General features: G+C 72.3%; 19 protein-coding genes and 1 pseudogene. 11 read left to right on the forward strand and 9 right to left on the reverse strand.

All coding sequences use genetic code 11. The annotated features are described in order from the left end of the window. Window positions 1-28: 28 nt before the first annotated feature. Together bagA and bagB are read left to right on the forward strand one after the other, a co-directional pair. Window positions 29-1084: an ATPase BagA gene (bagA, locus tag DVA86_RS14025; RefSeq protein ID WP_208878583.1), complete on the forward strand. Its 1056-nt coding sequence runs from the start codon at window positions 29-31 to the stop codon at window positions 1082-1084. Then, window positions 1081-2400, forward strand: a complete 1320-nt coding sequence (gene bagB, locus DVA86_RS14030; RefSeq protein WP_208878585.1) for an ATPase BagB — start codon at window positions 1081-1083, stop codon at window positions 2398-2400. Before bagA ends, bagB begins: the two co-directional genes overlap by 4 nt. Here bagB and DVA86_RS14035 read toward each other — a convergent pair. From DVA86_RS14035 to DVA86_RS14060, 6 genes are all read right to left on the reverse strand, one after another. Then, the gene (locus DVA86_RS14035) at window positions 2379-2729 is read right to left on the reverse strand and encodes a WhiB family transcriptional regulator (RefSeq protein ID WP_208878587.1); all 351 of its coding nucleotides are present in this window, start codon (window positions 2727-2729) and stop codon (window positions 2379-2381) included. The two genes, bagB and DVA86_RS14035, sit on opposite strands and share 22 nt — an antisense overlap. A 707-nt stretch (window positions 2730-3436) precedes the next feature. Then, window positions 3437-4375 (reverse strand): alpha/beta fold hydrolase, encoded by a 939-nt coding sequence (locus tag DVA86_RS14040; RefSeq protein ID WP_208878589.1) that lies wholly within the window; start codon window positions 4373-4375, stop codon window positions 3437-3439. Between the two features lie 2 nt (window positions 4376-4377). Beyond that, complete coding sequence (locus tag DVA86_RS14045; protein ID WP_208878591.1) at window positions 4378-4848, reverse strand: phage holin family protein; 471 nt, start codon at window positions 4846-4848, stop codon at window positions 4378-4380. Between the two features lie 60 nt (window positions 4849-4908). After that, window positions 4909-6369: a Na+/H+ antiporter NhaA gene (nhaA, locus tag DVA86_RS14050; RefSeq protein WP_208878592.1), complete on the reverse strand. Its 1461-nt coding sequence runs from the start codon at window positions 6367-6369 to the stop codon at window positions 4909-4911. A gap of 180 nt (window positions 6370-6549) precedes the next feature. Further along, window positions 6550-8514, reverse strand: a complete 1965-nt coding sequence (acs, locus tag DVA86_RS14055; RefSeq protein WP_208878594.1) for an acetate--CoA ligase — start codon at window positions 8512-8514, stop codon at window positions 6550-6552. Window positions 8515-8738: 224 nt separating this feature from the next. Further along, a complete protein-coding gene (locus tag DVA86_RS14060; RefSeq protein ID WP_208878595.1) occupies window positions 8739-11201 on the reverse strand; it encodes a SulP family inorganic anion transporter in 2463 nt (820 codons plus the stop codon). Window positions 11202-11451: 250 nt separating this feature from the next. Between DVA86_RS14060 and DVA86_RS14065 the strand changes: the two genes are divergently transcribed. Beyond that, window positions 11452-12717 (forward strand): polysaccharide deacetylase family protein, encoded by a 1266-nt coding sequence (locus DVA86_RS14065; RefSeq protein ID WP_208878597.1) that lies wholly within the window; start codon window positions 11452-11454, stop codon window positions 12715-12717. Window positions 12718-12914: 197 nt separating this feature from the next. Here DVA86_RS14065 and DVA86_RS14070 read toward each other — a convergent pair whose 3' ends face one another. Then, the gene (locus DVA86_RS14070; protein ID WP_208878599.1) at window positions 12915-13898 is read right to left on the reverse strand and encodes an ATP-binding protein; all 984 of its coding nucleotides are present in this window, start codon (window positions 13896-13898) and stop codon (window positions 12915-12917) included. Between the two features lie 105 nt (window positions 13899-14003). Here DVA86_RS14070 and DVA86_RS14075 point away from each other — a divergent pair, with 105 nt between their 5' ends. Next, complete coding sequence (locus DVA86_RS14075; RefSeq protein ID WP_208878600.1) at window positions 14004-14828, forward strand: Fic family protein; 825 nt, start codon at window positions 14004-14006, stop codon at window positions 14826-14828. Window positions 14829-15178: 350 nt separating this feature from the next. On the opposite strand, the gene DVA86_RS14080 is transcribed toward DVA86_RS14075, so the two are convergent. Next, the gene (locus DVA86_RS14080; RefSeq protein WP_208878601.1) at window positions 15179-16012 is read right to left on the reverse strand and encodes an HAD family hydrolase; all 834 of its coding nucleotides are present in this window, start codon (window positions 16010-16012) and stop codon (window positions 15179-15181) included. A gap of 450 nt (window positions 16013-16462) precedes the next feature. Between DVA86_RS14080 and ssd the strand changes: the two genes are divergently transcribed. The 7 genes and pseudogenes from ssd to DVA86_RS14115 form a co-directional block, all read left to right on the forward strand. Continuing rightward, the gene (gene ssd / locus DVA86_RS14085) at window positions 16463-17623 is read left to right on the forward strand and encodes a septum site-determining protein Ssd (protein ID WP_208878603.1); all 1161 of its coding nucleotides are present in this window, start codon (window positions 16463-16465) and stop codon (window positions 17621-17623) included. 50 nt (window positions 17624-17673) lie between these two features. Beyond that, complete coding sequence (locus tag DVA86_RS14090; protein WP_208884680.1) at window positions 17674-18888, forward strand: TadA family conjugal transfer-associated ATPase; 1215 nt, start codon at window positions 17674-17676, stop codon at window positions 18886-18888. 62 nt (window positions 18889-18950) lie between these two features. Beyond that, window positions 18951-19772, forward strand: coding sequence for a type II secretion system F family protein (locus DVA86_RS14095; RefSeq protein WP_208884683.1), 822 nt, complete (start codon window positions 18951-18953; stop codon window positions 19770-19772). Continuing rightward, window positions 19769-20566, forward strand: coding sequence for a type II secretion system F family protein (locus DVA86_RS14100; RefSeq protein WP_222623320.1), 798 nt, complete (start codon window positions 19769-19771; stop codon window positions 20564-20566). Before DVA86_RS14095 ends, DVA86_RS14100 begins: the two co-directional genes overlap by 4 nt. 144 nt (window positions 20567-20710) lie before the next feature. Further along, complete coding sequence (locus DVA86_RS36275) at window positions 20711-20848, forward strand: DUF4244 domain-containing protein (protein WP_425470827.1); 138 nt, start codon at window positions 20711-20713, stop codon at window positions 20846-20848. Next, window positions 20835-21221, forward strand: coding sequence for a TadE family type IV pilus minor pilin (locus DVA86_RS14110; RefSeq protein ID WP_208878605.1), 387 nt, complete (start codon window positions 20835-20837; stop codon window positions 21219-21221). Before DVA86_RS36275 ends, DVA86_RS14110 begins: the two co-directional genes overlap by 14 nt. A gap of 8 nt (window positions 21222-21229) precedes the next feature. Then, window positions 21230-21535: pseudogene (locus DVA86_RS14115) on the forward strand (Rv3654c family TadE-like protein); the annotation flags it as partial. A 210-nt stretch (window positions 21536-21745) separates the two neighbouring features. Here the strand turns inward: DVA86_RS14115 and DVA86_RS14120 are convergent. Continuing rightward, complete coding sequence (locus tag DVA86_RS14120) at window positions 21746-24073, reverse strand: DEAD/DEAH box helicase (protein ID WP_245996562.1); 2328 nt, start codon at window positions 24071-24073, stop codon at window positions 21746-21748. Window positions 24074-24164 lie beyond the last annotated feature (91 nt).

Consider the following 24164-nt stretch of genomic DNA (forward strand, 5'->3'; position numbering starts at 1 on the left):
GCCGCGCCCGACGGTTTAGGCTCCAAACGTGAGCAGGCTGCACGTAGTCACGGGCAAGGGCGGCACCGGAAAGACGACGGTCGCCGCCGCACTGGCGCTGGCCCTGGCAGACGAGGGGCGCCGCACGCTCCTGGTCGAGGTCGAGGGGCGGCAGGGCATCGCGCAGCTCTTCGAGACGGAGGCGCTGCCGTACGAGGAGCGCAAGATCGCCGTCGCGCACGGCGGCGGCGAGGTCTACGCGCTGGCGATCGACGCCGAACGAGCCCTGCTCGACTACCTCCAGATGTTCTACAAGCTGGGCAGCGCGGGCCGCGCCCTCCGCAAGCTCGGCGCGATCGACTTCGCCACCACCATCGCCCCCGGCCTCCGCGACGTCCTGCTGACCGGCAAGGCGTGCGAGGCCGTACGGCGCAAGGACAAGCGCGGCCGCCGGGTCTACGACGCGGTCGTCATGGACGCGCCGCCCACCGGGCGCATCACGCGCTTCCTCGGTGTGAACGACGAGGTCGCCGGACTGGCCAAGGTCGGACCCGTGCACAACCAGGCGCAGGCGGTGATGCGGGTGCTCAAGTCACCGGAGACGGCCGTGCACCTGGTCACGCTGCTGGAGGAGATGCCGGTGCAGGAGACCGTCGACGGCGCCGCCGAACTGCGCGCCGCCGGGCTGCCGGTGGGCAGCGTGCTCGTCAACATGGTCCGCCCGCCGCTCCTCGACGACGACCTGGCGGACACCCGTACGGAGGCCGGCGACCGTACGGAGGCCGACGACCGTACGGAGGGGGATGCCCGTACGGAAAGTGACGCCCGTACGGAGAACGACATCCGTACGGAGCTCGCCGCGGCCCTCTCCCGCGCCGGCCTCGGCGGCGCCCAGCGCGGCGGCCGTGCCGAACGCCTCGTCGGCCCGCTGCTGCGGCAGGGGTGCGAACACGCGGAACGGGTCGCGCTGGAGCGCGCGCAGCGCGCGGAGATCGACCGGCTGGGACTGCCGGTGTACGAGCTGGAGTTGCTCACGGACGGCGGCGACCTGGCGGGCCTGTACGGGCTCTCGGCCGCGCTGCGCGAACAGGGGGTGCACAAGTGACCTCGGACCTGGAGGACGTGCCCGCCCTGGACATCGACCCGCTGCTGGACGACCCCGGCACCCGGATTGTCGTCTGCTGCGGCGCCGGCGGCGTCGGCAAGACGACCACCGCCGCGGCGCTCGGCGTACGCGCGGCGGAACGCGGCCGCAGGGCGGTCGTGCTCACCATCGACCCGGCGCGCAGGCTGGCCCAGTCGATGGGCCTGACGGAGCTGGACAACACCCCGCGCGAGGTCGCCGGAGTGGACCGCTCCGCGGGCGGCCGGCTGCACGCGATGATGCTCGACATGAAGCGCACCTTCGACGAGATCGTCGAGGCGCACGCGGACCCGGAGCGGGCCCGCGCCATCCTGGAGAACCCGTTCTACGAGTCGCTGTCGGCCGGCTTCGCGGGCACCCAGGAGTACATGGCGATGGAGAAGCTGGGACAGCTGCAGGCCCGCGACGAGTGGGACCTGATCATCGTCGACACTCCGCCCAGCCGGTCCGCGCTGGACTTCCTGGACGCGCCGAAGCGCCTCGGCTCGTTCCTGGACGGCACGTTCATCCGGCTGCTGTCCGGGCCGGCCAAGGCGGGCGGCCGTGCGGGCATGAAGTTCGTGCACCTGGGGATGGCCGGGCTGTCGATGTTCACGGGCGCGCTCAACAAGCTGCTGGGCGCCGGGCTGCTACGGGACGTGCAGACGTTCGTGGCGGCCATGGACACGATGTTCGGCGGCTTCCGCACGCGCGCCGACGCCACGTACCGGCTGCTCCAGGCGAAGGGCACGGCGTTTCTGGTGGTCGCCGCTCCGGAACGGGACGCGCTGCGCGAGGCGGCGTACTTCGTGGAGCGGCTCGCCGCCGACCACATGCCGCTCGCCGGGCTCGTGCTGAACCGCGTACACGGCAGCGACGCCGGACGCCTCAGCGCGGAACGGGCGCTGGCGGCGGCGGAGAGCCTCGAGGAAGGCGGCGTCGCGGACCGCGGGCGCACCACCGCTGAACGGCCCGACCAGGCGGAACAGCCGCAGGAGCCGGAGCAGTTCGCGGGGACAGAGCAGCCGGCGCGGGACAAGGCGAACCAGGACGCCGCCCAGGACAAGGCGGACCGGCTGGCCGCTGCGCTGCTGCGACTGCACGCCGAACGCATGCGCGTGCTCGCGCGCGAACGCCGCACGCGGGACCGCTTCGCGGCGCTGCACCCGGAGGTGCCCGTTACGGAGGTGGCCGCGCTGCCCGGAGACGTGCACGACCTGACAGGGCTGCGGGCGATCGGCGAACGGCTCGCGGCACGGTCGGATGGTTCAGATGGTCAGCCCGCCGCCACGGCGTAGCTGTCGTACTCCTCCCTCACCGAGTCGAGGTCCATGGGCAGTCCGCCCGTGTCCCGCTCGTACTCCGTGCGCGCTGTCTCGAGCAGCCGCCGCCACGAGGTGACCGTAGGGCGGCGGCGCAGCAGCGCTCTCCGCTCCCGCTCGGTCATTCCGCCCCACACGCCGAACTCCACCCGGTTGTCCAGGGCGTCCGCCAGGCACTCCGTGCGCACCGGACACCCGGTGCAGACCGCCTTGGCGCGGTTCTGGGCCGCCCCTTGTACGAATAGTTCGTCCGGATCGGTAGTGCGGCAGGCTGCCTGTGCACTCCAGTCGGTTACCCAGCTCATAGCCGGTGCCGTCCTCTCCCGAATCGAGGCTCCCCCACGGCGGCAAGCGGCATATTCACCGTTGCCAGTTGAGGACGTTACGGAAGGCAGGCAGGGTGCAACACCCCCGCGGGGCCCAATCTTGAATGGCCCGAACGGACTATGGGTGCGCGCCAGATCACCCAACGGAGTGACGCGGTGATGAACAGGGCGTTTCCGGGTGTACAGGACGGTGCGAAGGTTGTGGCGGCCGCGGATCAGCTGTGGGAGCAGCGTGAAGAGGGCGTACTCCTGAGGAGTATGCGCTCAAGCCTATGCGAACAGTTGCGCCCCTGTCCGGCGAATGACGCACTCCCGTGCGCCACCCTTTCGCGACCCCTGCGCGGGTCCGTGCGCCGGTTCACCCCCGCGTGTGCCGCAGGCGTGCCCCGAACCAGCGCGCGCGGCGATGGAGGATGTGCGGGATGCCGAGGGTGGGATTCCGCTCATGTCGGTGAAGGATCCCTTCCACGCGCTGTGCGGAGAGCCGCTCCCGTGGAGCGGTGCGCCTGCGTGCCACGTCACGATAGTCGTGCGTCCAGCCCATACCCCGGACTCTGCCCCTGCCTCAAGGTCAGTAACCGCGCGGCCTTCACTCGATTGGCCTATGCGGCGGGCACATGTTCGATACCGTACGCGGTCTCCCGTACGCGCTCCGCGGCCCCCGGCAGGTCAGCCGTCCGGCACCGTCAGCGGTCCGGCTCCGGGTCCCGCAGCCAGTCGATCAGCTCGCCCGAGAACGCCGCCGGGTCCTCCTCGTGCGGGAAGTGCCCGAGTCCGTCGAACAGCCGCCAGCGGTAAGGCGCTTCCACGTACTTCCCCGATCCGGCCGCGCTACGCGTCCGCAGCACCGGATCGAGCGAACCGTGCAGATGCAGCGTCGGCACCCGTACCGGCCGCTTCATCCGGCGGTTGAACTGGATGCCGTCCGGCCGCGCCATCGACCGCACCATCCAGCGGTACGGCTCGACCGAGCAGTGCGCCGTCGACGGGATGCACATCGCCCGCCGGTACGCCGGCAGCGCGGCGTCGTCCTGTTCCAGCTGCGCGCGCTTCGGCCCCGACCAGTCCCGGATCAGCCGCCCCACCAAGGCGCCGTCGTCCGCGACGAGTTGACGCTCCGGCAGCCACGGCCGCTGGAACCCCCAGATGTACGAGCCGGCCGCCGTCTGCCGTACGTCCCCCAGCATCGCCGCCCGCCAGCGCCGCGGGTGCGGCATCGAGGCCACCGCCAGCCGCCGGATCAGCTTCGGGCGCATCACGGCCGCCGTCCACGCCAGATAGCCGCCCAGGTCGTGCCCGACCAGCGCCGCGTCCGGCTCGCCGAGCGAGCGGATGACGCCGGTGACGTCGAGCGCGAGGTTGGCCGGGTCGTACCCGCGCGGCGTACGGTCGCTGCCCCCCACGCCGCGCAGGTCCATCGCGACGGCGCGGTAGCCCGCCCCGGCCAGCGCGGTCAGCTGGTCCCGCCAGGTCCACCAGAACTGCGGGAACCCGTGCAGCAGCAGCACCAGCGGCCCCTCGCCCGTCTCGGCGATGTGGAACCTCGCCCCGTTGGCCGCCACGTCCCGGTGGATCCAGGGCCCTTGGACTCGTACGACCTCGGCGGAGCTGTCGGGGAGCGTCATGGCTACGAGCGTGTCACAGCGGCCGGCTTGTCCATGTCCACACCGCGTCGCGCGTCCGCCCCATCGGTGACGGCGCGGGGGTGCGGCTTGACGCTCGACAGTACGGCCGCCGACTCCTTGGCCGAGGCGATGGTCTTACGCGGCGGCTCGATCCGCTTGAGCACGACCTTGGCCGCCAGCCCGAGCAGCGCCGCCAGCACGATGAACGCGCCTCCCACGATCAGGAACGACCACGCGAGCCCGAGCCCCAGGTTGTGGATGCCGTACGCCGCGGCGAAGCTCAGCACCGGCAGCGAGAAGAGGACCAGGACGGCGGCCACGATGAGGGCACCACTGCCGATCGCCCCGCGCTTCACGTCCTGCCGGATCTCGGCCTTGGCCAGCGCGATCTCGTCGTGAACGAGTGCGGACAGCTCGGTGGTGGCCGAGGCGACCAGCTGGCCGAGGCTGCGGCCGTCGTCGGCTGCGCTCATCGGTGTCTCCCTGTCTCTCTGTTCTGCGTCTCTCTGTCTGCCCTGGCTGTCAGTTACTTGTCAGTCAGATCGTGCCGGACCATCATCGTCCGTCGAGCCGCCGCCCGTTGCCACTTCGGCGAGCCGGCGGTGCTCCCGCGCCTTCGCCTCGTGTATGGCGGCCATCCGCAGGTGGTATTCGGGGTCGCCCAGCTCGTAGATGTCGGGAACGCCGTCGCCGTCCTCGTCCCGTTCCTCGTTCTCGCACAGGGTGCGGTACCTCTTCGCACGCAGCTTGAGCACGACGCCCGCGAGCACCGCCGCCAGCACCGAACCCGCCAGCACCGCCGCCTTGGACTCCTCGGTGAGCATCGCGTCGCCCTCGAAGGCCAACTCCGCGATGAGCAGCGACACCGTGAAGCCGATGCCCGAGAGCGCGGCCACGGCGAACACGTCCGGCCACGCGAGGTCCTTGTTCAGCTCCGCCTTCGTGAACCTTGCCGTCAGCCACGCGCCGCCGAAGACCCCGACCGTCTTGCCCGCCAGCAGTCCGAGCACCACGCCCAGCGTCTCCGGCTGGGTGAACACGTCCCCGAGCGCACCCCCGGAGATCGGGACGCCCGCGGCGAACAGCGCGAACAGCGGCACCGCCAGGCCCGCCGACAGCGGCCGTACGAGGTGCTCGATGTGCTCGGCGGGCGAGGGCGCGTCCGTACGGGCCTCCTCCTCCGTACGGCTGCACCGCAGGAGCAGGCCCATCGCGACGCCGGCCACCGTCGCGTGCACCCCGCTGGCGTGCATCAGCGCCCAGACGGTGAGGGCCAGCGGCACGTAGATGTACCAGCCGCGTACGCCCGCGCGGTGCAGCAGCCAGAACAGCACGAGGCCGGCGGCGGCGCCCGCGAGCGGCAGCAGACTGATGCCCGCGCTGAAGAAGAGGGCGATGACGAGGATCGCGCCGAGGTCGTCCACGACCGCGAGCGTGAGCAGGAACGCGCGCAGCGCGGACGGCAGGCCGGTGCCCAGCACGGCCAGCACGCCGAGGGCGAAGGCGATGTCCGTGGCCATCGGGATCGCCCAGCCGTCCATCACGCCGCCACCCGCCGCGACGCAGACGACGTACACCAGCGCCGGTACGACCATCCCGGCCAGCGCGGACACGACGGGCAGCGCGGCGGCCCGCGGCTCGCGCAGCTCGCCGGAGACGAGTTCGCGCTTCAGCTCGATGCCGGCGACGAAGAAGAAGACGGTCAGCAGGCCGTCCTTGGCCCACTCGGCGACCGTCAGGTCCAGATGCAGGGCGTGCGGCCCGAACGTGAAGTTCCGGACGTCCTCGTAGGCGCCGCTGAGGCCGGAGTTCGCGAGGATCAGCGACAGTACGGCGGCCAGCAGCAGGAGTACGCCGCCGGTGGTCTCGGTGCGGAGCGCGTCGGCGACGAAGTTGCGTTCGGGGAGTGGCAGCCGGCCGAGGAACTCGGGCGTACGGCGGGACCCGCCGTCGTTTTCGGCGGTGTCGCGGGGCTCGTGATGCGGCGCAGACAAGGGTGACCTCCAGGCACGACGGTACGCGTAACACGTACTGCTGAGTGCCGACCAGTCTTCCCGGCGCGCCTTTGGTGCACCGCCAGCTTAACGAGCCGCCGCGGGGCGGACGGCAGCAGGGGCACCGGGGGCGTACGGCGAGTGCCGCGGCCCGGTGCCCCTGCTGCCGTGTATTCCGGGTCAGTCCTCGCTGGCCGCGCCCGGCAGTTTGGCCTGGATGAGGTCCATCACCGACGAGTCGGTGAGCGTGGTGACGTCGCCCAGCTCGCGGTTCTCGGCCACGTCACGCAGCAGCCGCCGCATGATCTTCCCGGAGCGGGTCTTCGGCAGCTCCGCGACCGGCAGGATCCGCTTCGGCTTGGCGATCGGCCCGAGCTGCTTCGCCACGTGCTGGCGCAGCTCCTCGACGAGGCCCTCCGCCGCCGCGGCCTCGCCGCGCAGGATGACGAACGCACAGATCGCCTGCGTCGTCTGCGGATCGGTGGCGCCGACGACCGCCGCCTCGGCCACCCTCGGGTGCGCGACGAGCGCCGACTCGACCTCGGTGGTGGAGATGTTGTGCCCGGACACGAGCATCACGTCGTCCACCCGGCCCAGCAGCCAGACGTCGCCGTCCTCGTCCTTCTTGGCGCCGTCGCCCGCGAAGTACCGGCCCTCGAACCGCGACCAGTACGTGTCCAGGAACCGCTGGTCGTCGCCCCAGATCGTACGGAGCATCGACGGCCACGGCTCCGTGAGCACCAGATAGCCGCCACCGCCGTCCGGCACCTCCTGCGCCTCGTCGTCCACGACGGTGGCGGAGATCCCGGGCAGCGGCACCTGCGCCGAGCCCGGCTTGGCCGCGGTCACGCCCGGCAGCGGGCTGATCATGATGCCGCCGGTCTCCGTCTGCCACCAGGTGTCCACGACGGGCGTACGGTCGGCGCCGATGTGGTGCCTGTACCAGATCCACGCCTCCGGGTTGATCGGCTCGCCGACCGAGCCCAGGATCCGCAGCGAGCTCAGGTCGAACTTCGCGGGGATCTCGTCGCCCCACTTCATGCACGCGCGGATCGCGGTCGGCGCGGTGTAGAGGATCGTGACGCGGTACTTCTCGACGATCTCCCACCAGCGGCCCTTGTGCGGCGTGTCCGGGGTGCCCTCGTAGAGCACCTCGGTCGCGCCGTTCGCGAGCGGCCCGTAGACGATGTACGAGTGGCCGGTCACCCAGCCGACGTCGGCGGTGCACCAGAAGACGTCGGTCTCCGGCTTCAGGTCGAAGACGGCGTGGTGGGTGTAGGCGACCTGGGTCAGATAGCCGCCCGTGGTATGCAGGATGCCCTTCGGCTTACCGGTCGTGCCGGAGGTGTAGAGGATGAACAGGGGGTGCTCCGCGTCGAACTGCTCCGGAGTGTGCTCCTCCGGCTGCCGGTCGACCAGGTCGTGCCACCACACGTCGCGGCCCTCGGTCCAGGCGATGTCCTGCTGCCCGGTGCGCCGTACGACCAGCACGTTCCGTACGCCGCCGGTGCCCGGACGCGTCAGCGCCTCGTCCACGGCGGGCTTGAGCGCGCTGGCGGCGCCCTTGCGGTAGCCGCCGTCCGCGGTGATGACGACGCGGGCGTCGGCGTCCTCGATACGGGTGGCGAGCGCGTCCGCGGAGAAGCCGCCGAAGACCACCGAGTGCGGGGCGCCGATACGCGCGCAGGCGAGCATCGCGACGACCGTCTCCGGGATCATCGGCATGTAGATCGCCACCCGGTCGCCGGCCGCGACACCGAGCTCGGTCAGCGCGTTGGCGGCCTGGGAGACCTCGCGCTGGAGGTCGGCGTAGCTGATCGTACGGGTGTCGCCGGGCTCGCCCTCGAAGTGGAGCGCGACCCGGTCGCCGTTGCCGGCCTCGACGTGGCGGTCCACGCAGTTGTACGCGACGTTCAGCTTGCCGTCGGCGAACCATTTGGCGAAGGGCGGGTTCGACCAGTCCAGCGTCTCGGCCGGTTCCGTGCCCCAGCTGAGCCGGCGCGCCTGCTCGGCCCAGAAACCCAGCCGGTCGGTCTTCGCCTGCTCGTAGGCCGAAGCCTGCACGTTCGCGTGGGCGGCCAGTTCGGCGGGCGGCTCGAACCTCCGCTCCTCCTTGAGCAGATTGGCCAGGCTTTCGTTGCTCACGACTGCTCCCATTCCCGGGTGTCCGATGTGTCCCGGCGCCTAGCTCATCAGCCGGTGTGCCTCGTGACAAGGGTTCCTGCGGAAAATTGGTTTAGACCTGTCGAACCGGCGTCGGTCAGGATGTAACGCATCACCATCCTCCTTCCAAGTACGGGGTGAACGCAGGACCGAGGACGGGAGTGCTGCCGGGCGGCCCGGCCCGGCGGTGAGCCCGGCCTTCAGCGTCAGGGGCACTCCCAAGCCGTGCGATCCGGCCGTTCAGCCCGGCCGGTCCGCGGCACCCGAAGGGCCCTGAGCCCGCTCAGCGCACCCTCGGGCCGTACGGGCGTGAAGACGGCGGGCTGTACGGTCCGCGCGCCGGCGCCGCCCGTACGGCCCGACGCGTCGGGGTGGTCCGGCACGTACGGGCGGTCGAGCACGTACGGGTGGTCCAGCACGTACGCCTGCGCCTCGCCGACGTGGAAGTACATGCCGTGCAGCTCCAGACCGCCCTCGGCGAGGCGGCGGGCCACGCACTCGTGCGCGGTCAGATGCTCGAGCTGCTGCACCACGTTGGTCAGGCAGAGAAGTTCGGTCCCTTCCGGCTCGCGGGTCGCGAGGCGCGGCGCCGAGCCGCCCTGCGCCGCCAGCCGCCGTACGCTCGGGGCGCCGTGTCGCAGCCAACGGCCCAGGGGCGTACCGGGGCCGCCCGGCACGGCCGGCGCGGCGCGGGCGCCGGCCGCCGCTCCGGCCGCGTGCAGCGCCGCCATCGCGCCGCAGCCGGAGTGCCCGCACACGGTGATCGACTCGACCTGCAGCACGTCGACCGCGTACTCGATGGCCGCGGCGACGGAGTCGTCGGCGCTGTCGTCGCCGGGCAGGGGCACGAAGTTGCCGACGTTCCGCACGGTGAACAGGTCGCCCGGACCGCTCGACGTGATCATGCTGGTGATCAGCCGCGAGTCCGCGCAGGTGAGGAACAGCTGCGAGGGCCGCTGCCCCTCACGCGCCAGCCGCGCCAGCTCGTCCCGTACGAGCGGTGCGGTGGTCCGCTGGAAGTTCCGCACGCCGCCCAGCAGTTGCCCGCGGCGCGGCGTGTGCTCGGCGTGCTCCACCGGCGGCCGGGTGCACTGGTGGTTCCGCCAGGGCGTCCAGGGGGAGCAGCTGTGCCCGGTGGCCGGCTCGGCGATCCGCTGGCCGTAGCGGCCCGTCAGCTTGGCACTCCCGCCGCGAGACGCGTGGGCGGTACACCACTCCTGCAGCGTCTCGTACGCCGCGTGGTCCATGAACGAGCCGTCCAGCTCCACCACCGCGTCCGCCCCCTCGGGCACCTGGCCGAGCGTACGGCTCAGCCGCGGCACCGCCAGGAACGTCAACTGCCCGCGCACCCGCACCCGGTGCACCCCGTCCGTCACCTCGGAACTGATCCGCGTCCGCGCCAGCCGGTGCAGCGCCAGCGCGACCGCCACGGCCCCGCCGACCGCGATCCCCTGCAGCACGCCGAGCAGCACCACCCCCGCCGTCGTCGCCGCGTGCACCAGCGACTCGCGGTGCCGGGTGACCGTACGGATGTGGGTGATGCTCACCATCTGCACGCCGACCACCATCACCAGCGCCGCGAGCGCGGCCAGCGGGATCAGCTCCAGCACCCCGACGAGCAGCCCGGCGGCGAGCAGCACCCACACGCCGTGCAGGATCGCGGAGTTGCGGCTCACGGCGCCCGCCGCCGCGTTGGCCGCGCTCCGTACGGCGACGCCGGCGACGGGCAGACCGCCGAGCGCGCCCGAAACCATGTTGGACACGCCCAGGCCGCGCAGCTCGCGGTCGAAGTCGGTCGGCGGCACCCGCTGGCTGCCGGTGCGCTTCGCCGCCATCTTGTCCACGGCCACCGCCGACAGCAGCGACTGCACGCTCGCCACCAGCGCGACGGTCAGCACGGCGGCGATCATGCCGAGCACCGGGCCCTCCGGCTGCTCCGGCAGCGCGTGGCTGCGCCAGGACGGCAGGTGCACGCGCGGCAGCCGCATCCCGGACAGCGAGGCGACGGCGGTGGCCAGCGTGACCGCGGCGAGCGCGGCGGGCACCCAGCGGGTGACGGCGCCCGCGGCCCCGTCGGGCCCCCACCTGCGGCGCAGCCACGGCCAGCCGAGGAGGACGGCCACGGTCACCGCGCTCACGGTGAGGGCGGCGGGGTGGGGGTCGGCGAGCCGCCCCGGCAGCGTGAGGGCGTTGTCGATCGCCGACTCTTCCGGGTCCCCGCCGAGCACGATGTGGACCTGGGCGAGCGCGATGGTGACGCCGATCCCCGCCAGCATCCCGTGCACGATCGCCGGGCTGACGGCCAGCGCGGAACGTGCCACGCGCAGGAAGCCCAGGGCGAGTTGGGCCAGCCCGGCGACGATGGTGAGCGCGCAGGTGGCGCGCCAGCCGTAGACGTGGATCAGGTCGGCGGTGACGATCGTCAGCCCCGCCGCGGGGCCCCCGATCTGGAGCGGCGAACCGCCGAGCCGGCCGCCGACGATGCCGCCGACGGCGGCTGCCACCAGCCCTGCCTGCAGGGGCGCGCCGGCGGTGAGCGCGATGCCGAGGGACAGCGGCAGTGCGATGAGGAAAACGGTCACGGACGCCGACAGATCTGCGGCGTTCAGGCGGCCGAGAGGGCCGAGGGGGCCACGGGTGGCGGTGCGGGCGGGGGTGTGGGCGGACATGGGTCCGTCATCTCCTCCGGAGGCGGCACATCACGGTATGTAGCTGACTCATCACTTCAAGCATCGGTAAACGACTCGTAATGGATCGTAAAGAGTTGGAGAAGTCGATGGCGACGGATGCACCTGAGGTTCCGTCCGTCGGGTGAAAAAGTATGGAGAACCGCTTGTCATACCGGTCCCTCTTCTTGGACGTGCCACGTTGGACCCGCATAAATGCGCTGGTCGGATAGTCACAAGAATGAGGTGAGCCATGACAGCCAGCCGCCGCTGGGCTGCGTATACGGCGGTGCTGACCGCCCTGACGACGCTTCTGGCCGGTTGTGCCAGCGGTACACACGAGGGCGAGAGCGCCGGCGGAGACCGGAAGGCGGCTCCCGACACACACGAGGGCGGCCAGAACGCGGAGCAGCAGCCCCGCCTCATCGGCGACGGCTCCACCTCGGTCACCGGGGCACAGCCGCACCAGCCGACGCCCCGCAAGCTCAAACCGGGTGAGAAACCCCCGCAGTTCGTCGTCTTCTCCTGGGACGGCGCGGGCGAGGACGGCAACGCGCTCTTCTCCCGCTTCCGCAAGGTGGCCAAGGAGAACGACGCCTCCATGACGTACTTCCTCAGCGGCATCTACCTGCTGCCCGAGAAGGAACGCGAGCGCTACGAGGCGCCGGGCCGCGGACCGGGTGCCTCCGACATCGGCTACCTCCGGGACGAGAACATCAAGGCCACCCTCCAGCAGCTGCGCGGCGCCTGGCTGGAAGGCAGCGAGATCGGCACCCACTTCAACGGGCACTTCTGCGGCCCCGAGGGCGTCGACAGCTGGTCCACGGAGGACTGGAAGAGCGAGATCAGCCAGGCCAAGTGGTTCGTCAAGAACTGGAAGACGACGACCGGCTGGAAGACCTCGGCGGCGCTCCCCTTCGACTACGAGAAGGAGCTCATCGGCGGCCGCACCCCCTGTCTCGAGGGCCGCAAGAACCTCCTCCCCGCCGCGAAGGAGATGGGCTTCCGCTACGACTCCAGCGGCAACGGCACACAGGTCTGGCCCGGCAAGGAGGAAGGGATGTGGGATCTGCCGCTGCAACAGGTCCCCATGCCGGGGCGCGCGTTCGAGACGCTCGCGATGGACTACAACTTCCTCGTCAACCAGTCGCAGACGGTCAACGGGCCGCCCGCGATGCACGACACGTACGAGGAGCAGATGTACGACGGCCTCATGCAGGGCTTCGAGCGCGCCTACGACGGGAACCGCGCGCCGATGATCATCGGCAACCACTTCGAGCAGTGGAACGACGGCATCTACATGGACGCCATCGAGGACGTCGTCGAGGACGTCTGCGGCAAGAAGGACGTCCGCTGCGTCTCGTTCAGGCAGCTGGTCGACTGGCTGGACGTACAGGACCCGAAGACGCTCGCCAAGCTCCGTACGCTGCCGGTCGGCGCGGAACCGGAGGACGGCTGGCGGTCCTTCCTCACGACGAAGGCCAAGAGCTCCGGATCGGCGGCGCAGCCTGGCGCGTAGCGGACGAGCGGCGAGTCCGGGGCCGGGCTCCGGGGGTTCGGCGCCGGGCGCCGGGGCGTGTGCTGAGGGCGCGTGCGGCCTTCGCGCCGGCGCGGGCGGCCGTGCCCGCGCCGGGAGGAGTGCGTACCGGTGGCTCGCGCCGGAGCACGAGCCGTGGCACGAGCCGGATGCGGCCGCCGGTGCGGCGGCCGCGGGCGTCACGCCGGCTGCGCGGCCGGATGCTCACGCAGGACGAAGCCGGGGTCGACCTGGGCGGCCAGGTCGGCTCCGGTCTTCGCGTTGCCCCAACTCTCCGCGTTGCGCAGGTGGAAGTGGACCATCTGACGCGTGTAGCGGTCCCAGTCGCGCCGTGCGTACGCCCCGTCTGCCGTCTCGTGGAGCACGCCGAGCGCGAGCTTGTTCGTGTCCTCCAGCTCGGCCAGCGGGCGGGGGCGGCCCTTCTCCATGGCGCGGACCCAATCCGAGTGCCCGACCGTGACCAGCAGGTCGTCACCCACCTCGTCCCGCAGGAAAGACAGGTCGTCGCGGCTCTGCACCTTGTTCCCGACGACCTTCAGCGCGACGTCGAAGTCGCTCGCGTACTCCTTGTACTGCCGGTAGACCGCCACGCCCTTCCGGGTCGGCTCGGCCACCAGGAACGTCATGTCGAAGCGCGTGAACATCCCGGAGGCGAACGAGTCGCTGCCCGCCGTCATGTCGACGACCATGAACTCGTCACGCCCGTCCACCAGATGGTTGAGGCAGAGCTCCACCGCTCCGACCTTGGAGTGGTAGCAGGCCACGCCCAGATCGGCCTCCGTGAAGGGGCCCGTCGCGAGCAGTCTGACGGTGCCGCCCTCCAGCGGGACGGCGCGGGCGCAGGCGTCGTAGACCGGGTTGTCCTCCACGACGCGCAGCAGCCGGGAGCCCTCACCGGGCGGAGTGGTCTTGATCATCGTCTCGGCGGAGATGATGCGCTGGTTGCCGCCGCGCAGATAGTCCTTGATCAGGGGGAGGTGGGCCCCCAGCGCGGGCAGCGCGGCGGCGTCGGCCTCGGCCATGCCGAGGGCGGCGCCCAGGTGTTGGTTGATGTCGGCGTCCACGGCGAGCACGGGGGCACCGTGCGCGGCGAGACGGCGGATGAACAGTGCGGACAGCGTGGTCTTGCCGCTGCCCCCCTTGCCTACGAAAGCGATCTTCATGTTCGTCAGCGTAATCAGGCGTGCGCAATGAGTGGTGAGCGCGAGTGAAGAAGACCACTCGATCGAGGGGCGTCCGCGCCCGGGCGGGTGCGTAGGGTCGTACGCATGAGTAACACCGAGGACCCGCTGGCCCCGCTGGAAGCACTGCCCGGAGTGGCCGAGGCCGTGGAGTCCGTACGGAAGGCCACGGACCGGCTCTACGGGCACCGCGTGATGCGTCGCCGCAGCAGCGAGGTCAGCGCCGAGGCCGCGCTGCGCGGAGCCCGCGGCTCCGCCGCGCTGGACGGCGCCGACTGGGCGCTCGAAGAGGTGCGCCGGCGCAGCGACTTCGGGGTCGAGGGCGAGGCCCGTACGGTCGGCGCCGCGCTGCGCGTGACCGCGGAGGCCGGCCAACTCCTGGACGTCTGGCGGCAGTCACCGCTGCGCGTGCTCGCGCGGCTGCACCTAGTGGCGGCGAGCGGGGCCGCGCCGGACGACACGGTGGGCAGGCCCCGGCTGGCGGGCGAACCGGTCGACGACCCCGCCGGGTTGGGGCTGGTCCTGCCGGACGCCGACGAGGTGTCGGCGCGGCTGGACGGGCTGGCCGAGCTGGTGGCCGCCGGATCCGCCGCCCCCGCACTGGTGATGGCCGCCGTGGTGCACGGCGAATTGCTGTCGTTGCGGCCCTTCGGCTCGCACAACGGAGTGGTGGCACGGGCCGCGGAGCGGATCGTCCTGGTGGGGAGCGGGCTCGACCCCAAGGCGGTCTGCCCCTCGGAGGTCGGGCACGCGGAAGCCGGTGCGGAGGCGTACGCGTCCGGCCTCACCGGCTACGCCTCGGGCAGGCCGGACGGCATGTCGGACTGGATCGGGCACTGCGCCCGCGCCGTCGGGCTGGGCGTGCGGGAGAGCACCGCGGTGTGCGAGGCGATGCAGCGCGGCGCCGCTTAGCCGCCGGGGCAGAGTTGCGGCCGGACAGAGTTGCGGCGGCACTGCTCTCAAGGCAGCACCGCCGCTGGCATGTCCACCGGGTTACCAGTGCGTGCACGAAATATCGTCCATCAGGTCGGGACTTTGCCCGTCACCTGGTGCGACTGGCCCGAATCGCGGGTCGGCTGCGCGTGGGTGCCCGGTATTCATGCGTCCGGTCCGTGGGGCCTGATGCGTGTTGCGGGATCCTCTCGGATGCCGCGGGTCTCGCGGGCCGTTAATTCCTTTGTACTCCGGACAAGGGGGCAGCGGAACCCCTTGCCCCGGAACTTTACTTTCCGGGTCAAATGCCTCCAGTACCTCAATAAATGTTAAACAGGGCGAGTTCGGCGCTTATTCGCGTACCAGACGACCCCCGCGGTTGCGGCAGCGGCCGTCAAGGCGGCCGCGGCGACGGCGATCGTGGGACGCGACGGCATGGACAGCGACGGCATCCGCTGTTTCAAACGGACCGGACGGGAGAACGAGAGGACCGGCCACTCGCGCGCGAGGGCCTCCTTCCGCAGTGCGCGGTCGGGGTTGACGGCGTGCGGGTGGCCCACGGTCTCCAGCATCGGAAGGTCGGTGGCCGAGTCGCTGTACGCGTAGCAGCGGCTCAGGTCGTAGCCCTCCGATTTGGCCAGGTCGGCGATGGCGTCCGCCTTGGTCTGGCCGTATGCGTAGTACTCGACCTCACCGGTGAAGCAGCCGTCCTCGACCACCATGCGGGTCGCCACCACGCGGTCGGCGCCGATCAGCTGGCCGATGGGCTCGACCACTTCGGCCCCGGACGTGGACACGATCACCACGTCGCGACCCGCGAGATGGTGCTCCTCGATGAGGGAGGCGGCCTCGTCGTAGATGATCGGGTCGATGAGATCGTGAATCGTCTCGGCGACGATCTCGCGTACCTGCTGGACGTTCCACCCCCGGCACAGGGCGGAGAGGTACTCCCGCATCCGTTCCATCTGGTCGTGGTCGGCACCGCCGGCCAGATAGACGAACTGGGCGTAGGCAGTGCGCAGTACGGCTCGGCGATTGATCAGGCCACCTTGGTAGAAGGACTTGCCGAAGGTGAGCGTGCTCGACTTCGCAATGACCGTCTTGTCCAGGTCGAAGAACGCGGCAGTGCGGGGCAGCGACGGGATTTCCACAGGTGTGAGCATAGGCGCCAACCATTCGGCGTAAGGTAGGGCGCGTTGGTTTGCCTGAGAAGGCTCTCGGGTACACCATGGAAGTCACGGATCGTTCGCGACCGTGCTAACCCGGCCCGACTCCTCCCCCCCCCGAGTCGGCCGTGGGGACGACCCCCGCTCTCCCCCCCGGCGGGGGTCGTCGCATGTCCGGACGCTTTTCCCGGTTCATCATGACCTCTTTCCTCCAGTCGTTCGCTGTCGGCGGCGGCGCTTGCTCTCCAGTAAACACGTAACTCCGTGTAATCGGTGAGCTGCTCTCTGGAAGTCACCGGTATGAGCGAGCGAGTTATCCACAACCGCCGAGTTGTCCACAGTTTTCGACCATGATCAACACGTTTTTCCGGATGCCCGCACGGTGTTTCCCGACGGGGTCCGCGGGAGTTCGCGGACCCGGCTCGCGAAACGTGGAGGGCTTTGATCATGGCCGAAACCATTCTGATCGTCACGGAGGACGAGGACCTTCTCGACGACCTGCTGCGGCTGTGCGCTGCGGCGGGAGCAGAGGCGCAGGTGGCGCACGGTGCCCCTGCGGACCGTGTGGGCTGGGCGAGTTGGCCCGCCGCGGACACGTGGCGGACGTCGCCGCTGGTTCTGGTCGGAGACGATTGCGCCGGCGCGGGAGGCGGTCTCGGGGGACGGGGCACGGGCCCGCCCGTCGGCGCCCGCCGGGCGGGCGTGCTGCTCGTCGGCCGCGATCTGGACGACTCCGGAGTATGGGAGCGCGGAGCCAGGATCGGCGCCGAGGGCGTGGTCGTCCTCCCCGACGCCGAGGGCTGGCTGGCGGGGCGGATCGCGGACGCCGCCGAAGGGGTCGGAGACCCCGCGCTGACGGTCGGCGTGATCGGCGGCCGCGGCGGAGCCGGAGCCTCCACCCTGGCCTGCGCGCTGGCGGTCACCGCGGCACACACGCGCCGGCGCACGATGCTGATCGACGGCGACCCGCTGGGCGGCGGCCTCGACGTCCTGCTCGGCGGTGAACGGACGGAGGGGCTGCGGTGGCCGGCGTTCGCGGAGTCACGTGGGCGCGTCGGCGGCGCCGCGCTCGAGGAATCGCTGCCGAGGCTGCACGACTTGAGCGTGCTCAGCTGGGACCGCGGCGCCTCCATGGCGGTCTCCGGGGACGCGATGAAGTCCGTCCTGGAGGCGGCGCGGCGGCACGCCGGGGTGGTCGTCGTGGACCTCCCGCGCCGGATGGACGAGGCCGTCGCCGAAGCGCTCGCCCAGCTCGACGTCGGGCTGCTGGTGGTGCCCGCCGAGCTGCGGGCCGTCGCCGCGGCGCACCGGGTCGCCTCCGCCACCAGGATGGTGCTGAAGGACCTCCGCGCCGTGGTCCGTACGCGCGGTGGCTCCGGTGGACGGCGCGGCAGAGCGTACGGCCCAGGACTGGAAGAGGAAGAGATCGCGAAGCTGCTGGGCCTCGGTCTCGCCGGTGAACTCCCCTGGGAGCCCGGACTGCTGGAGTCCGTCGAGCACGGAAAGCCGCCCGGTTCCGCGGAGTCGGGCGCGCTCGCCCGCTTCTGCCGCGAGTTCTGGGACCGGTCGCTGGCTGGCAGCGGCAGCGCTGGAGGTGTGGCCGTATGAGCCGCGTCGAGCCGGGCCACACGGACGGAAACCGCGTGGTCGCGACCGGTATGCGGACCAGCGCGGGGACGGGGGCCGTGGAGCTGTGCGGGCCCCGGGATCCGGCCACCGGGCCCGCGCTGCTGGACGCTGTCCGGGTGCGCCTCGCGGAGACCGGGGCGGAACCGACCCCGGCGCGGGTGGCGGCCGCACTGCGGTCGCAGGGCCGGCTGCTCGGCGACAGCGCGGTGCTGCGGGTGGTGGAGGCGCTGCGCTCGGAGATGGTCGGCACCGGACCGCTGGAGCCGTTGCTGGCTGATCCGCAGGTCACCGACGTGCTGGTCACGGGCCCTGAGCAGGTGTGGGTCGACCGGGGGAGCGGGCTGGAGCGGACGGAGGTCCGGTTCCCGGACGCCGCGGCGGTGCGCCGGCTCGCGCAGCGACTGGCCACATCGACCGGGCGGCGGCTGGACGACGCGCGGCCGTGGGTCGACGCGCGGCTGCCGGACGGCACCCGTATGCACGCGGTGCTGCCGCCCGTGGCGGTCGGCTCCACGTGCCTGTCGCTGCGGGTGGTGCGGCCCAGGGCGTTCCGCCTCGCCGAGCTCATCACTGCCGGCACGGTGCCGCCGGGCGGGGACCGGCTGCTCCGGGCGATGCTGGACGCCCGGCTGTCGTTCCTCGTGAGCGGCGGCACCGGATCCGGCAAGACGACGTTGCTGAGCAGCCTGCTCGGCCTCGTCGGCCCGCGGGAGCGGATCGTGCTGGCCGAGGACTCGGCAGAGCTGCGGCCCGACCATCCGCACGTGGTGCGGCTGGAGTCGCGAGTCGCCAACCAGGAGGGCATCGGCCACGTCAGCCTCCGCGACCTGGTGCGCCAGGCGCTGCGGATGCGGCCAGACCGGCTGGTGGTGGGCGAGGTCCGCGGCAGCGAAGTGACCGACCTGCTCATCGCGTTGAACACGGGCCACGAAGGCGGCTGCGGCACCGTGCACGCGAATGCCGCAGCCGATGTGCCCGCCCGGCTGGAGGCGCTGGCGGCGACCGCCGGGCTCGACCGTACCGCGCTGCACAGCCAGTTGGCGGCGGCACTGGACCTGGTCGTCCATCTCGTACGGGACCGCTCGGGGCGGCGCAGGATCGCGGAGATCCATGTGCTGGAGCGGGACCGGGACGGGCTGGTCACGACCGTACCGGCGGCGGTGTGGGGCGCGGAGGGCTTCGTGCCGGGGCGCGGCCGCCAGCGGCTGGAGGCGCTCTGCGCGCGGGGCGGAGGTGCGTGGTGACGGGCGTGGACACCCTTCCGCTGTACGTGGCGACTGTCTGCGCGGGCGCGGCCGCGTGGCTGATGGCCGCACGGGACGACGGGCTGCGCCGGTCACGGCTGCTGCTCGCGGGCAGCGGAGAAGCGATGCGGCCGGAGGAGGAACGGCCCGACCGCGTCCGCGAGTTCGGGGCATCCCTGCGGCGACGGCTGGGCGGCCGGGTGGGGCACGAGTGGTGGTGCCTGCCGGGCGGTGTGCTGCTGGGGCTCCTGGGAGCGTCCGTGCTGCCGGTCGTCGCGGGCGCGCTGGCAGTGCCGCTGGTGCGGCGCCGGCTGAGGGCCCACCAGGAGAGGAAGGCGGCGGAGGACCGCGAAGAGGCGGTCATCGGCCTCTGCGCGGCCGTGTCGGGCGAGCTCAGAGCGGGGACGCCGCCCGACCGCGCGCTGCTGGCCGCCGGAGCGGACGGGCTTGGTGATCACGGTGCCGCGCTGCTCGCGGCGGCACGCTTCGGCGGCGACATCCCGGAGGCGTTGCGCAAGGGCGCGGCGCTGCCCGGAGCGGACGGGCTGCGGGGTGCGGCCGCGTGCTGGCAGGTGGCCGCGGGCAGCGGCGCCGGGCTTGCCGAAGGCATGGACCGGGTAGCGGCAGCGCTCCGCGCCGAGCGGGACCAACGGGACGAGGTGAGGGCGCAGTTGGCGGGGCCACGGGCCACGGCGGTGCTGCTGGCGCTGCTGCCCGTGTTCGGACTGCTGCTGGGCAGCGCAATGGGCGCCGACCCGTTACGGATGCTGCTGCACAGCGCCGCGGGGCTGAGCTGCCTGGCTGTCGGCGTGCTCCTCGAGTTCGCCGGACTGGCCTGGGTGGCGCGGATCGTCCGCGCGGCGGAAGGAGGTGGGCCGGCGTGAGCGCGCAGATCGTCCCCAGTCTGTGGACGGCCGCGGCGCTGGCGGCCGTGGGGTGTGTGGGCACGTCCGCCGCGTGGCGGCGGGAGTGGTCAGCGCGGCGTCGGGCCCGTGCGCTGCTCGGCGCGCCGCCGTCCGGCGGGGAGCCGGCGCGGCGTTCAGCGCTGGCTGACCCACCGGAATGGCTCCGCGGGGCGCCCGTACGGGAGGTGGTCCTTGTGTTCGGGGTGGCGGCCTTCGGGGTGGTGATGGTCGGTGGCCCCGCCGGATGGCTGGCCGGAGGCGGGGGTCCCTGCGCTGCGTGGTGGTGGCTGCGGCGCAGTCGGCACGAGCGCGCCCGAGGCCCGACGGCCGAAGCGCGGGCGGCGGCCGGCCAGTTGCCGCTGGCGGCGGAGCTGATGGCCGCCTGCCTCGCGGCCGGGTCCGGCCCCGACCATGCGGCAGAGGCGGTGGGCGGCTCACTCGGCGGGCCGCTGGGCGATCGCCTTCTGCGGGCGGCGACCGAGTTGCGGCTCGGCGGCGAACCGGCAGCGGTGTGGGGGAGGTTCGGCGGACTCCCCGGCTGCGAGGCACTGGCGCGCAGCATGGAGAGAGCGGGAACGGCGGGCGTGCCCGCCGTGGAGCCGGTGGCCCGGCTGGCGAACGAGGCGCGCACCCGTACGTCGCGCGCGGCGGCGGCACGGGCCCGCAGGGCCGGGGTGCTGGTGACCGCGCCGTTGGGGCTGTGCTTCCTGCCCGCGTTCCTGGCCGTGGGAGTGGCTCCGGTGATCCTCGGGCTCGCGAGATCACTGCTGTGACCCGAGTGGCGCGGACCGTAGGCGGCGCCACAGGAAGACGTCAGATCACACATGAAGGGGACGGAGATGGTGGCACGAGTGTGCCGGTCAGTCCGGAGCCGGTGGCACCGGGCACGGTGTGTCCGGCGGGGCGGCGACCGTGGGATGGCGACCGCTGAGTATGCGGTGGGGACCATCGCCGCGTGCGCGTTCGCGGCGGTGCTCTACAAGATCCTCACGAGCGCCGGGGTCGGCAGTGCCCTGCAGCAGATGATCGAGAAGGCCCTCAATGCCGCGGGGTGAGCGGCGCGGCTCATGGGGCCGGGTACGCGACGAGCGGGGTTATGTCACGGCGGAGACCGCGGTGGTGGTGCCTTCGCTGGTGTTCCTCCTGGCGGCGCTGCTGTGGGGAGTCATGGCGGGCGTCGCCCTCGTCCAGTGCGTCGACGGTGCGCGGGCGGGCGCCCGCGCGGCGGCGCGGGGCGAGTCGCGGGAGGCGGTGGTCGAGGCGGTGCGTTCGGCGGCACCGGACGGAGCGTCCGTGGAGGTCGTCCGGCACGAAGAGCTCCTCCAAGTACGGGTGAAGGCCCGCTCCATGGGCCCGGGCCCGCTGACCCTGCCGGTGCAGGCGAGCGCGGTCGCGATGACGGAGTGGACCCTGGGGGAGGTGCGATGAGCCGGGCGATGGCCGCGCGGGTCATACGGGCACTGGCCTGGGCGAGGAGCGCGGCTCGGGACGACCGGGGATCGGCGACCGTGTGGGCGGCTGTTTCGGCGACGGCTCTGTGCACGGTGTTCGGCGTCGTGCTGGCATTGGGGCAGATCGTCGCGGCCCGCCACCGGGCGGAGGCGGCTGCGGACCTGTCAGCGCTGGCGGCCGTCGGCAGGGCCCTGGAGGGAGAACGAGCGGCCTGTGCCGCGGCCCGCACCGTGGCGGAGGCGCAGGGAGCGCGGGTGGTCCGGTGCGTGTTGGACGGCGAGGTCTCCGACCTCACGGTGAGCGTGCACGCCGGACCGTACGCGCCGCGGGCCCGCTCGCGTGCGGGGCCGCCCGAAGCGGCAGGACGGCACGTGCCCAAGGGGTCTGTCCGCGCGGGGTCGGCACGCACGGAGTCTGTCCGTGCGGGGTCTGCGCGTGCGGGGTCTGTGCGTGCGGCGCGGGCTCGCGGGGGATCGGCACGCCCCGGCGGGGGCGCGGTGTCAGGCCGCGCCGGCGAGGAGCTGGTTGAGCAGCCGGATGGCGCCGGCCTTGTGCAACGGGTCGTTGCCGTTGCCGCACTTGGGCGACTGGATGCAGGACGGGCAGCCCGATTCGCACTCGCACGAGGCGATGGCCTCGCGGGTGGCCGTGAGCCATTCCCGGGCCGTGCGGAAGCCCCGTTCGGCGAATCCGGCGCCGCCCGGGTGGCCGTCGTAGACGAAGACCGTCGGCAGGAGGGTGTCCGGGTGCAGCGGGATGGAGACGCCGCCGATGTCCCAGCGGTCGCACGTCGCGAACAGCGGCAGCAGACCGATGGAGGCGTGCTCGGCCGCGTGCAGCGCACCGGCCAGGATCTCCGGGCCGATCCGGGCCGCGTCGAGCTGGTCCTCGGTGACCGTCCACCAGATCGCGCGGGTGCGCAGCGTGCGCGGCGGAAGGTCGAGCTTCGACTCCCCCAGCACCTCGCCGGTGATGAGCTTGCGGCGCAGATACGACACGACCTGGTTGGTGACCTCGACCGAGCCGAAGTGCAGCCTGCCCTCGCCCCAGGGGATCTCCGTCTCGGTCTCGATCACGGACACGGAGGTGGTGTCGCGGGCCATCGTGGACCAGGGCGGGCTGGACTCCTCGACGAGGGCGACGGAGTCGTCCAGGTCGAGGCGGTTCACCACATAGGTGCGCCCCTGGTGGAGGTGGACGGCGCCTTCGTGGACGCTCGCGTGGGCCGCCCCGGCGTCGACCGTGCCGAGGAGACGCCCGGTGCCCTCCTCCACGACCTGGACGGGCTTCCCGCCGCCGCCCCGGATGTCGGTGAGGTCGACCGCGCGCTCGCGCTTGGTCCAGTACCAGGACGAGCCGCGGCGCCGGAGCAGCCCGCGCTCCCCGAGCTGGTCCAGGAGCCCGCGGCACTCCGGCCCGAAAAGGTCCGAGTCCGCCTCGGTGAGCGGTATTTCGGCGGCGGCGGCGCAGAGGTGAGGAGCCAGGACGTACGGGTTGTCGGGGTCGAGCACCGTCGATTCGACGGGGTGCCGGAAGAGGGACTCGGGGTGGTGGACGAGATACGTGTCCAGCGGATCGTCGCGGGCGACGAGCACGGCCAGGGCGCCCTGGCCCGTACGACCGGCGCGGCCCGCCTGCTGCCACAGCGAGGCGCGGGTGCCGGGATAGCCGGTGATGAGGACCGCGTCCAGGCCGGACACGTCGACGCCGAGTTCGAGCGCGGTGGTGGCGGCCAGCCCGAGGAGCTCGCCGGAGTGCAGGGCCCGTTCGAGGGCCCGGCGTTCCTCGGGCAGATAGCCGCCCCGGTACGCCGCGACGCGTCCGGGCAGGCTGCGGTCGATCTGCGCGAGACGGTCCTGGGCGATCAGCGAGATGAGCTCGGCGCCGCGTCTGGAGCGTACGAACGCGACGGTGCGGGTGCCCTGGACGGCCAGGTCGGTGAGGAGTTCCGCGGTCTCCGCGGTGGCCGTACGGCGTACGGGCGCGCCGCGTTCACCCGCCAGTTCGGTCAACGGCGGCTCCCAGAGCGCGAAGACCAGTTCGCCGCGGGGCGAGGTGTCCTCGGTGACGGCGGTGACCGGGACGCCCGTGAGCCGGCTGGCCGCCTCCTGCGGGTCGGCGGAGGTCGCGGACGCCAGCAGGAAGACGGGGTCGGAGCCGTAGCGGGCGCAGAGCCGCCGCAGTCGGCGCAGGACCTGGGCGACATGAGAGCCGAATATGCCGCGGTAGGTGTGGCACTCGTCGATGACGACATAGCGCAGCGCGCGCAGGAAGGAGGACCAGCGGGCGTGTCCTGGCAGCAGTCCGCGGTGCAGCATGTCCGGGTTGGTCAGCACGTAGTTGGCGAAGAGCCGCACCCACTCGCGTTCCTCGAAGGGGGTGTCGCCGTCGAAGACGGCCGGGCGCACCGAGGTGCCCAGCGGCGCGGCGAGTTCCGTGATCGCGCGGCGCTGGTCGGCGGCGAGCGCCTTGGTGGGCGCGAGATAGAGCGCGGTGGTGCCGCGGCCGTTGGGCGCCTCGGCGCCGTCCAGCAGCGTGCTCAGGGTGGGCACCAGATAGGCCAGGGACTTGCCGGAGGCGGTGCCGGTGGCGACCACGGTCGAGGTGCCCTCGACGGCGTACGAGGCGGTGCGCGCCTGGTGCTCCCACGGCCGGTCGATCCCGGCCGCCTGAACGGCGCTGACCACTTCGGGCCGGATCTGATCAGGCCATGCCGCATGGCGGCCGATCCGAGGGGGCACATGCTCCGTATGGGTGATGCGCGTAGCTCGGTCCGGACCGGCAGCGAGACGTTCGAGCACGGTGAGCGGCTCGTGATTGTTGGCCATCGGCACCGAGTCTGTCACCGCCGCGATGGACAATGACCGCAAGGCGTCGTGCGGCCCTGCTGGTAAGTGATTGAATGCTTCTGCGGCTGCC

This window comes from Streptomyces armeniacus, from assembly GCF_003355155.1.
Taxonomy (GTDB): Bacteria; Actinomycetota; Actinomycetes; order Streptomycetales; family Streptomycetaceae; genus Streptomyces; species Streptomyces armeniacus.

Excerpts from the sequence above, each read along its gene's own strand:
- DVA86_RS14035 (WP_208878587.1), bottom strand. The coding sequence starts at position 2,729 with ATGAGCTGGGTAACCGACTGGAGTGCACAGGCAGCCTGCCGCACTACC.
- DVA86_RS14040 (WP_208878589.1), bottom strand. The coding sequence starts at position 4,375 with ATGACGCTCCCCGACAGCTCCGCCGAGGTCGTACGAGTCCAAGGGCCC.
- DVA86_RS14045 (WP_208878591.1), bottom strand. The coding sequence starts at position 4,848 with ATGAGCGCAGCCGACGACGGCCGCAGCCTCGGCCAGCTGGTCGCCTCG.
- DVA86_RS14060 (WP_208878595.1), bottom strand. The coding sequence starts at position 11,201 with ATGTCCGCCCACACCCCCGCCCGCACCGCCACCCGTGGCCCCCTCGGC.
- DVA86_RS14065 (WP_208878597.1), top strand. The coding sequence starts at position 11,452 with ATGACAGCCAGCCGCCGCTGGGCTGCGTATACGGCGGTGCTGACCGCC.
- DVA86_RS14070 (WP_208878599.1), bottom strand. The coding sequence starts at position 13,898 with ATGAAGATCGCTTTCGTAGGCAAGGGGGGCAGCGGCAAGACCACGCTG.
- DVA86_RS14075 (WP_208878600.1), top strand. The coding sequence starts at position 14,004 with ATGAGTAACACCGAGGACCCGCTGGCCCCGCTGGAAGCACTGCCCGGA.
- DVA86_RS14080 (WP_208878601.1), bottom strand. The coding sequence starts at position 16,012 with ATGCTCACACCTGTGGAAATCCCGTCGCTGCCCCGCACTGCCGCGTTC.
- ssd (WP_208878603.1), top strand. The coding sequence starts at position 16,463 with ATGGCCGAAACCATTCTGATCGTCACGGAGGACGAGGACCTTCTCGAC.
- DVA86_RS14090 (WP_208884680.1), top strand. The coding sequence starts at position 17,674 with ATGCGGACCAGCGCGGGGACGGGGGCCGTGGAGCTGTGCGGGCCCCGG.
- DVA86_RS14095 (WP_208884683.1), top strand. The coding sequence starts at position 18,951 with ATGGCCGCACGGGACGACGGGCTGCGCCGGTCACGGCTGCTGCTCGCG.
- DVA86_RS36275 (WP_425470827.1), top strand. The coding sequence starts at position 20,711 with ATGGCGACCGCTGAGTATGCGGTGGGGACCATCGCCGCGTGCGCGTTC.
- DVA86_RS14110 (WP_208878605.1), top strand. The coding sequence starts at position 20,835 with ATGCCGCGGGGTGAGCGGCGCGGCTCATGGGGCCGGGTACGCGACGAG.
- DVA86_RS14120 (WP_245996562.1), bottom strand. The coding sequence starts at position 24,073 with ATGGCCAACAATCACGAGCCGCTCACCGTGCTCGAACGTCTCGCTGCC.